At 71.4% G+C, this 7222-nt stretch carries 5 protein-coding genes and 1 pseudogene; 3 read left to right on the plus strand and 3 right to left on the minus strand.

Features of this window, described 5'->3' with window-relative positions:
• Positions 1–268 precede the first annotated feature (268 nt).
• A complete protein-coding gene (locus tag AB0H12_RS44870) occupies positions 269–1795 on the minus strand; it encodes a hypothetical protein (RefSeq protein ID WP_499632813.1) in 1527 nt (508 codons plus the stop codon).
• Positions 1796–2411: 616 nt separating this feature from the next.
• On the opposite strand from AB0H12_RS44870, the gene AB0H12_RS44875 reads away from it, so the two are divergent.
• From AB0H12_RS44875 to AB0H12_RS44885, 3 genes are all read left to right on the plus strand, one after another.
• Positions 2412–2933: an integrase core domain-containing protein gene (locus tag AB0H12_RS44875; protein ID WP_499632816.1), complete on the plus strand. Its 522-nt coding sequence runs from the start codon at positions 2412–2414 to the stop codon at positions 2931–2933.
• Positions 2934–3105: 172 nt separating this feature from the next.
• Positions 3106–3594 carry a cellulose binding domain-containing protein gene (locus AB0H12_RS44880; RefSeq protein WP_499632819.1) on the plus strand — a complete coding sequence of 163 codons (489 nt, stop codon included), beginning with the start codon at positions 3106–3108 and terminating at the stop codon, positions 3592–3594.
• 603 nt (positions 3595–4197) lie between these two features.
• Positions 4198–6450 carry an RCC1 domain-containing protein gene (locus AB0H12_RS44885; protein WP_499632822.1) on the plus strand — a complete coding sequence of 751 codons (2253 nt, stop codon included), beginning with the start codon at positions 4198–4200 and terminating at the stop codon, positions 6448–6450.
• Between the two features lie 112 nt (positions 6451–6562).
• Here AB0H12_RS44885 and AB0H12_RS44890 read toward each other — a convergent pair.
• Both AB0H12_RS44890 and AB0H12_RS44895 read right to left on the minus strand, forming a co-directional pair.
• Positions 6563–6778: pseudogene (locus tag AB0H12_RS44890) on the minus strand (IS630 family transposase); the annotation flags it as partial.
• An 8-nt stretch (positions 6779–6786) separates the two neighbouring features.
• On the minus strand, positions 6787–7222 hold a 436-nt coding region (locus AB0H12_RS44895), incomplete at its 5' end, for a transposase (RefSeq protein WP_499632825.1).

The following is a 7222-nucleotide window of genomic DNA, read 5'->3' on the forward strand; positions in this document are numbered from 1 at the left end:
GTGGTCCAGGAGTTGCTGCGGCAGGTGGTCCGGCGGTGGCCGGCGGACCGGCCGCGGGGGGGGCGGGAGGTGGGGGCGGGCCCCGCGGGGGGCCCCCCCGGCGGGGGGGCCCGGGGGGCCGCCCCCCCGGCCCCCCCACCGCCGAACCGGACGGCACCGGCGAGGGCCGCCGCTCCCACCGTCCGGCTGCGCCGTCCTTCCCCCGCGTAGAGGCGCCGACGGCAGCGTGGACGCAGGCGACCTCACCCATCCGACAGCAGAAGCGGCCTCACACTTCCTGGCCCAGCGCGGCGCAGATCAGGCGGATCCCCAGGTACAGGACGGTCTCGGTGTGAACCCCGGCGGCATCCCGGTGCGGGCCAGTGAAGAGGTCGGCCAGCTCCAGCGAGTGGAACACGTGCCAGGCCGGCCTGTGTCCGGGTCGTTCGACGGTTTGGGTGGTCAAGGCGACCGCGTAGGCCACAGCAGCCGGCCACAGCCGGTCGAGGATCTGCTCGGGTACGCGCCAGGAGTCACCGGCCGCGGGTTCGTCCGGTTCGTCGCGGCCAAGATGGACACGGTGCTCCTGCGTGCGGAACATCGCGCGCAGACCTGGGTGGGTTCGACGCAGCTCGTCCACGACCCTGCCCAGCCGTGCCCCGCAGCCCAACCGCGCCAGCGCGACGGGCCGGTGGGGCGCGGCAGGCAGCCAGATCCACGCCTCCAACGGATCCCGCCACCGCTCACGCGGCGGAAACGGCACCTCGCGGTCCCATCCCGGGACGTCGAGCCGAGGGCCCGGGTCCATGCCCGCCAAGCAGCTGAGAAGCACGCCGACCGCGCTCCACCCCGCAGGCAGGGTCAAGCCGGCGGTGTCGCCCCGGTCGATCGCTGCGGCGACACGGACCGCGTCGGGCGCGTAAACGACGTCGCCGTCGAACACGCAGCAGGGGCACACCGGCACGCAGGTGGACGTCGGCGTGATCAACGCCGCGGCGGGATGGGAGTCGCCGCAGATGCCGCACTCCGCGTCATCCGGGGCGTCGGCGGTGTCGTCGGCGCGGGCGGCGGCGATCAGCGAGTCGGTCAACGCGACCAGTTCCCGTGCAGGCCGGTCGGTGGGCAGGATCCGGCCGTCGATCCCGACGCGACGATCCCACGACCTCTGCCACGCTCCTCCCAGCGGCGCCCACAGCACGATCCGCAACGGCGAGTCGGGATCGACTACCCGCGGATCGTCGGGGTGCTCCGGCCCAGAGGCCGGACGTCCCGCTCCGTCGCGGCCCACCGACAGCGTGGCGGGGCCGGCGTGCAGGCGCAGCCCGCCGGCGATCGGGAACTCCTCGACCTGCACCGGCCACCCGGCGGCGTGGAAGGCGTCGGCGAGATCGCCGTGCAGACGCGCCGCCGAACCAGGCCCTGCCGCGTCGGCGCGCCGCAACGCGGTGGCGGCAGTGGTGTAGTTCTCCCGCGTGCGGGCCATCCGGGAGCGCACACGTGTTTTGAAGGGGTCGTTGACGGTCATGCCCAAGGCTCCGAACGGCACGGCTGCCCACGCTCCGCGCCGGGAAAGGTCCGGACACGACGACTGCGATGCGCGATCAAAGACCTTGGCCGACGACGTCGGTACGGCGTGGGCGTAACCGACACGGCGCGGGCGTGGCGCGACTGCCGCCGCACAGCCTAGCCACTCCTCCCCTGCCGCCGTGCCCGGGTCGGGCCCGCGCCGCTCCGCTTCGGCGGTGCTACGCTCTATGCCGGGCAACCGCGCCACGCCCGCACCGGGGCATTGCGACGTCCACGCCGTCGCCGCCACGACCGGTCAAGGTCTTCGATCGCGCGCACACCGAAGCTCGTTCCCAGCGTGCCGATCCGTGGCGCGGTGGGCGTGGACCCGTGGCGCTTCCTCACACGTCCACTACGCCATCATGTAGGAAACTGAACACTTTCGGCTCGATAAGGACGCCGAACTGCTCGTGTTGCGGCACGAGAACGCGGTCCTTCGTCGGCAACTCGCGGGTCCGATCCACCACGAGCCCGCGGACCGGCTCTGGTTCGCCGCCCTCTCCGGGGTAGTGGATCGTCGACGTCGGTCAGAGATCTTCCTGGGCACGCCGGGCACCCTGCTCGCCCGGCACCGCACACTCGTGGCCCGCAAGTGGACCACTCCGCGCGTCGACGTACCGGACGTCCACCGACGCGAGCGGTGATCAAGTCGCTCGTGCTGCGGCTCGCCAAGGAGAACCCGCAGTGGGGTCATCGACGGATCCAGGGCCGAACCGGCCCGACTCGGCCATCACATCGCCCACTCGACGGTCTGGCAGATCCTGCACGAAGCAGGCATCGCCCCCGCTACGCCGGTCCGACCTGGCGGGAGTCCTCACCGCCCGGCCCAGGGCGTCATCGCGGCGGACTTCCTCCACCTCGACACCGTGCTCGGCAGGCGCCTGTACGCACTGGCCTTCCTCGAACACGGCACCCGCCACCTGCACATCACCGGCCTCGCCTCTCACCCGACGCCGGAGTGGACGACCCAGCAGGCCAGGAACCTCGCCGCCGACCTCGGAACGCGCATGGAGTCCCTCCGCTTCCTGCTCCGCGACCGCGACGGCAAGTACAGCCAGGTGTTCGACGCCGTCTTGCGGGCCGACGACCTCCGCATCATCGAAAGCACGCCACAGGCACCGCAGATGAACGCCCACTGCGAACAGGTCATCGGCACCATCCGACGCGAAGCCCTCGACCACATCCTGATCACCGGCGAGAGCCACGCACGACAAGTCCTCACGACCTACGAAGACCACTGCAACCGACACCGACCCCACCAAGCCCACGACCAACTACCACCCGAGACCCAGCTACACCCCGCCGCGGTACACGACCTCGACACCCACAGACCGCTCCGCACCCGCGTCCTCGGCGGCATCCTCAACGAGTCCAGACATATCGCTTGACAAGCAACGATGACTTTCGAGCGGCACAGGCTTGTGGATGTGTCGAGGGCGTCGGACCTCGGCGCGCGCCCGTCCCTTGACGACGTCGGGACTCCACCTTGATCCTGAGCGTGGGCCACAGTCGCCTCGGATGCGCCGCCGGCATCCCCCACCGGAGGAAGGACCTCCCGACATGAACACCTCCGCTCGTCCGAAACGCGGGTCGACAGCGGCCGGCCTCGTGCTGACGCTGCTGGCGGCTCTCGCCGGCTTGCTCGTCGTCGCCGGCCAGTCCGGCGCCACTGCGCAACCCACCCCGACGAACACCTCCTCGATCACCCACCCGACGGACTACCCGCCCTCCAGCACCACGCCGGCACCGACCGGTCGGTGCACCGCCGTCTACCGCCTGGTCAGCACGTGGCCGGGTGGGCTGCTCGGCGAGGTCGTCGTCACGGCCGGCTCGCCGATCACCACCTGGAACGTGCAGTGGACGCTCGCGCCCGAGCAGGTGGTCACCAACCTCTGGGGCGGCGCCGCCTACGACCTCGGCCGGACGGCGAACGTGCGCAACGCCGACTGGAACGGCGTGCTCACGCCGCAGGACACCGCGACGATCGGCTTCACCGTGTCCGGCAGCCCGCACCCGCACACCCCGATGGTCAGCTGCATCGCGTCCTGACGATCGGCACGCGGGTAGCCTGTCCACCCCGATTGCCAGACCGTCCCGAGGAGCTGTCGCTTTGGACCAGGACGGGTTGTGGTGGACGTCGTGGTGCAGGTCCGGTCTATCAGCCCGAGCGCGGGCACGCCGCCCTCTGGCTTGAGCGGTATGCGCTGTCGGTCGAGCACGACCCGGCCGACGGAGAGGTCACGCTGGTTGGCGACAGGGCCGGGTTGAGGGTGCCGGCGGCCCAGCTCCGCACCCCGGCCCAGGACGGCGCCCGGCCCCGAGGTCGTTCGTCCACACCACGAGACCCTGCCGCAACGCTCGCGCACCATGATCAGCCTCGCCGCCTGGGAGAAGGTCGCAGACGCGTCCTCCGGCGCGGTCGTGCCGGCTGGTGCCGCCGCCCTGGCCGACGGCCGTGGCGCTCAACGTGACCGCCGCCGTGGCTGACGACAAGGGTGCTCGACGTGACCGTCGTCGGCGTGGCCGCGGACACCTGCGTCTCCGCGCGGCCCGCCTGCGCCCGCGTGAACTCGTCGAAAGGTGGTGTGCCGTCGGGATCTGAGCTGTAGCGTCCCACGCGGGTCGGGGGATCCGTGATCTTAGGGGTGTCCGATGCGGTTCCTCACCGCTGTTCTGTCGGCGGCTGCCCTGGTGGCGGTCGTTCCGGCCGGTTTCCCCGCGGTGGCTCAGGCACAGGCCGCCGCAGGGTCGACTTACACGGCGTTGTCGCCGACCCGAGTGCTGGACACCCGTTCGGGGGGTGGGCCGATCGGGACCGCGGGCACGATCTCCCTCGACCTGACCGGGCGGGTGCCTGCGTCGGCCACGGCGGTGGTGTTCACCCTGACCGGCACAGAGCCGACCGCGAACACCTACGTCACGGTCTCGCCGCACGGCCAGGCCCGGCCGGTGGTGTCGAACCTCAACCTCCGGGCGGGCGAGACGCGGGCGAACTCGGTGACGGTGGCGGTCGGGGCGGACCGCGTGGTCGACCTGTACAACAACGCGGGCAGCACGCACGTCATCGCCGACCTGGCCGGGTACTACGCGACTTCGGGCGGGTCGAAGTTCATCCCGGTGCGGGCGTCCCGTGTGATGGACGAGTACCGCGGCGGGCACGTCGGGCCGGGGGGCACGACGACGCTGGACCTGTCGCGGACCGTGCCCGCCTCGGCGACCGCGGTCGTGCTCAACGTGACGGCCGCCCGCGCCACCGCGAACACCTACGTCACGGCGTGGCCCGCGGGCACCGCCCGGCCGACCGCCTCGACGGTCAACGTGCCGATCGGCGGCACCAACCCGAACCTCACGACCGTCGCGCTGGGCGCGGGACGGCTGGTGAACCTGTACAACAACGCCGGTGAGCTCGACCTGGTCGTCGACATCCAGGGGTTCTACACGCCGGAGTACGGGGCGGTGTTCACCCCGGTCGCACCGCGGCGGATCTTCGACACCCGCAACGGCACCGGGAACGGCAACCAGAACTCGACGCCCATCGGGCCGCAGCGGTCCCGGGGTGTCATGCCCGACGCGGCGGTGCCGGCGGAGGCCATCGGCGCCGTGGTCAACATGACCGGGATCGCGCCGACGGCCGACACGCACGTCACGGCCTGGCAGCTCGACCGCGATCGGCCGGACACGTCCAACCTGAACCTGGCGCGCGGCCAGACGGCGGCGAACCTCGCTGTGGTCGTGATCCAGTACGACGTCCACGAGTCGCGCTTCTACACCTACAACAACGCGGGTGAGACTCACGTCGCCGTGGACCTGGCCGGGTACTTCTCGGTGCCGCCCGTGCCGTGCCTCCGCGACTGCGCCTACGTGTGGGGTGGTAACCACGGGCAGCTCGGCAACGGGACGACGACGTCCTCGTCGTTGCCGAAGCCGCTGCACGGGTTGTCCGGCGTGGTGTCGCTGGCGTCGAACACCGCGGCGCTGGCCGACGGCTCCGTGTGGGTTTGGGGCGGCAATGGCCCGTACTTCGGTGAAGCCTGGTACGCCTCCGCCGTCGTCCCGATTCCGGTGCGGGTGACCGGGCTCACCGGGGCCGTCGCGGTCGCCGACGCGTGGGCCGGCAACCACTACGCGTTGCGGGGCGACGGGACCGTCTGGTCCTGGGGCAGCGACGGCTCCGGCGCGCGGGGCCTCGGCGTGGGTGCCCACCCGGCGGAACCCCGGCAGATCCCCGGGCTCACGGGTGTCACCGCCATCGCGGGCGGTTGGGAAACCGGTTACGCGTTGCGCAACGACGGCACGGTCTGGGCGTGGGGTTGGAACCACCGGGGCCAGCTCGGCACCGGGTCCACCTCCGCGTCGTCGAGCGTGCCGACCAGGGTCAGCGGGCTCACCGGTGTCGTCAAGATCGCCGCGAGTGGGACGACCGCGTTCGCCGTCACCGCGGACGGCACCGCGTGGGCGTGGGGCGACAACTACGGCGGCGCCCTCGGCAACGGCACGACCGTCGACTTCTCCCGGGTCCCGGTGCGCGTCTCCGGGTTGACCGGGGTGGTCGAGATCGACGGTGACAGCTACAACGGCTACGCAGTGCGCAACGACGGCACGGTGTGGTCGTGGGGCGAGGGCTCGTCCGGCGCGCTCGGCGACGGGAGCGACTGCTTCGACTGCGTCAAGAACGTGCCGGTGCGCGTTGACGGCATCACCGGCGCGGTCGACGTCGTCAGCCACGTCTACGGCGGGCAGGTGCTCGACGCCTCGGGTCGGCTCTGGATGTGGGGTTCGAACTCCAGCGGAGACCTCGGCACCCCGCCCAGCGGCATTCCCGCGCTGCGGCCCGTCCAGGGCCCGGACCTCGGCACCGTCACCGCACTGGGCGACGGTGGGCAGGCGCTGGTGCCGAACCCGTGAGAACCGGGTGGGCGCCGGCGATCACCGGCGCCCACCCGCCTCTTCCGCGTGAACGCCCAGGAGCCGCGTCGCGCAGCCGTCGTGCGCGGGTAGCTGGCAGCTGAGCACGTGATCAGAAGTCTTGTCCGCAACCCTCGGGGAGCCAGGGTGAGGTCCAGGGTGCGGCGGTGGTGACCACCTGTTCATCGGTGCGGTCGCGGAAGTAGGCGTGCGTTTGTCGAACGCGGTCGGCCATGGTGGCGGGTGCTGTGTTGGCGATCCGGTGTTCGAGTCCGGCCCAGACGCGTTCGACGGGGTTGTCCTGCGGGCTGTATCGGACGCCGTGGATCGGGTCTGTCAAACGAGCGGTTCTGTCGCTGATCGCGTGATCAACGACTTGAGGTCAAGGGCAAGCGAGCGGATCCGGGGCGGTTGTTGGTTGAGCAGGATTCGCTTGCGCAGCAGGGCGAAGCTCGCTCGCCCGTAGGTCTGCCGCTTGAGGAGCTTGATCTTGTTGACGCCTCCTTCGGTGGGGCCGTTGCTGTGGGGCAGGGTAAGTCCGGCGACCACGGCGTCGTTGTCCTTGCGCAGACCGTGGACGAAGCGGTGAAGGGCGGGCAGGTCGTCGGCCAGGACCGTGTCGATCCAGGCATTGAGGTCCTGGCCTCGACGGCGGGTGAGGAGCACGGCGAACTCGCGGATCCGTTGGGCGGGCGTCGTCATCGGCGGGCAGCTGGTGATCAGGTCGTCGAGATGGCGGCGATGATCCCCGGGCAGGTTCTCCGGTTTGCTC

The sequence above is a fragment of the Actinosynnema sp. NPDC023794 genome, assembly GCF_040639675.1.
Lineage (GTDB): Bacteria > Actinomycetota > Actinomycetes > Mycobacteriales > Pseudonocardiaceae > Actinosynnema > Actinosynnema luteola.

Bases quoted from the DNA above. Each gene is read 5' to 3' on its own strand.
- AB0H12_RS44880 (WP_499632819.1), top strand. From the start codon at position 3,106: ATGAACACCTCCGCTCGTCCGAAACGCGGGTCGACAGCGGCCGGCCTC.
- AB0H12_RS44885 (WP_499632822.1), top strand. From the start codon at position 4,198: ATGCGGTTCCTCACCGCTGTTCTGTCGGCGGCTGCCCTGGTGGCGGTC.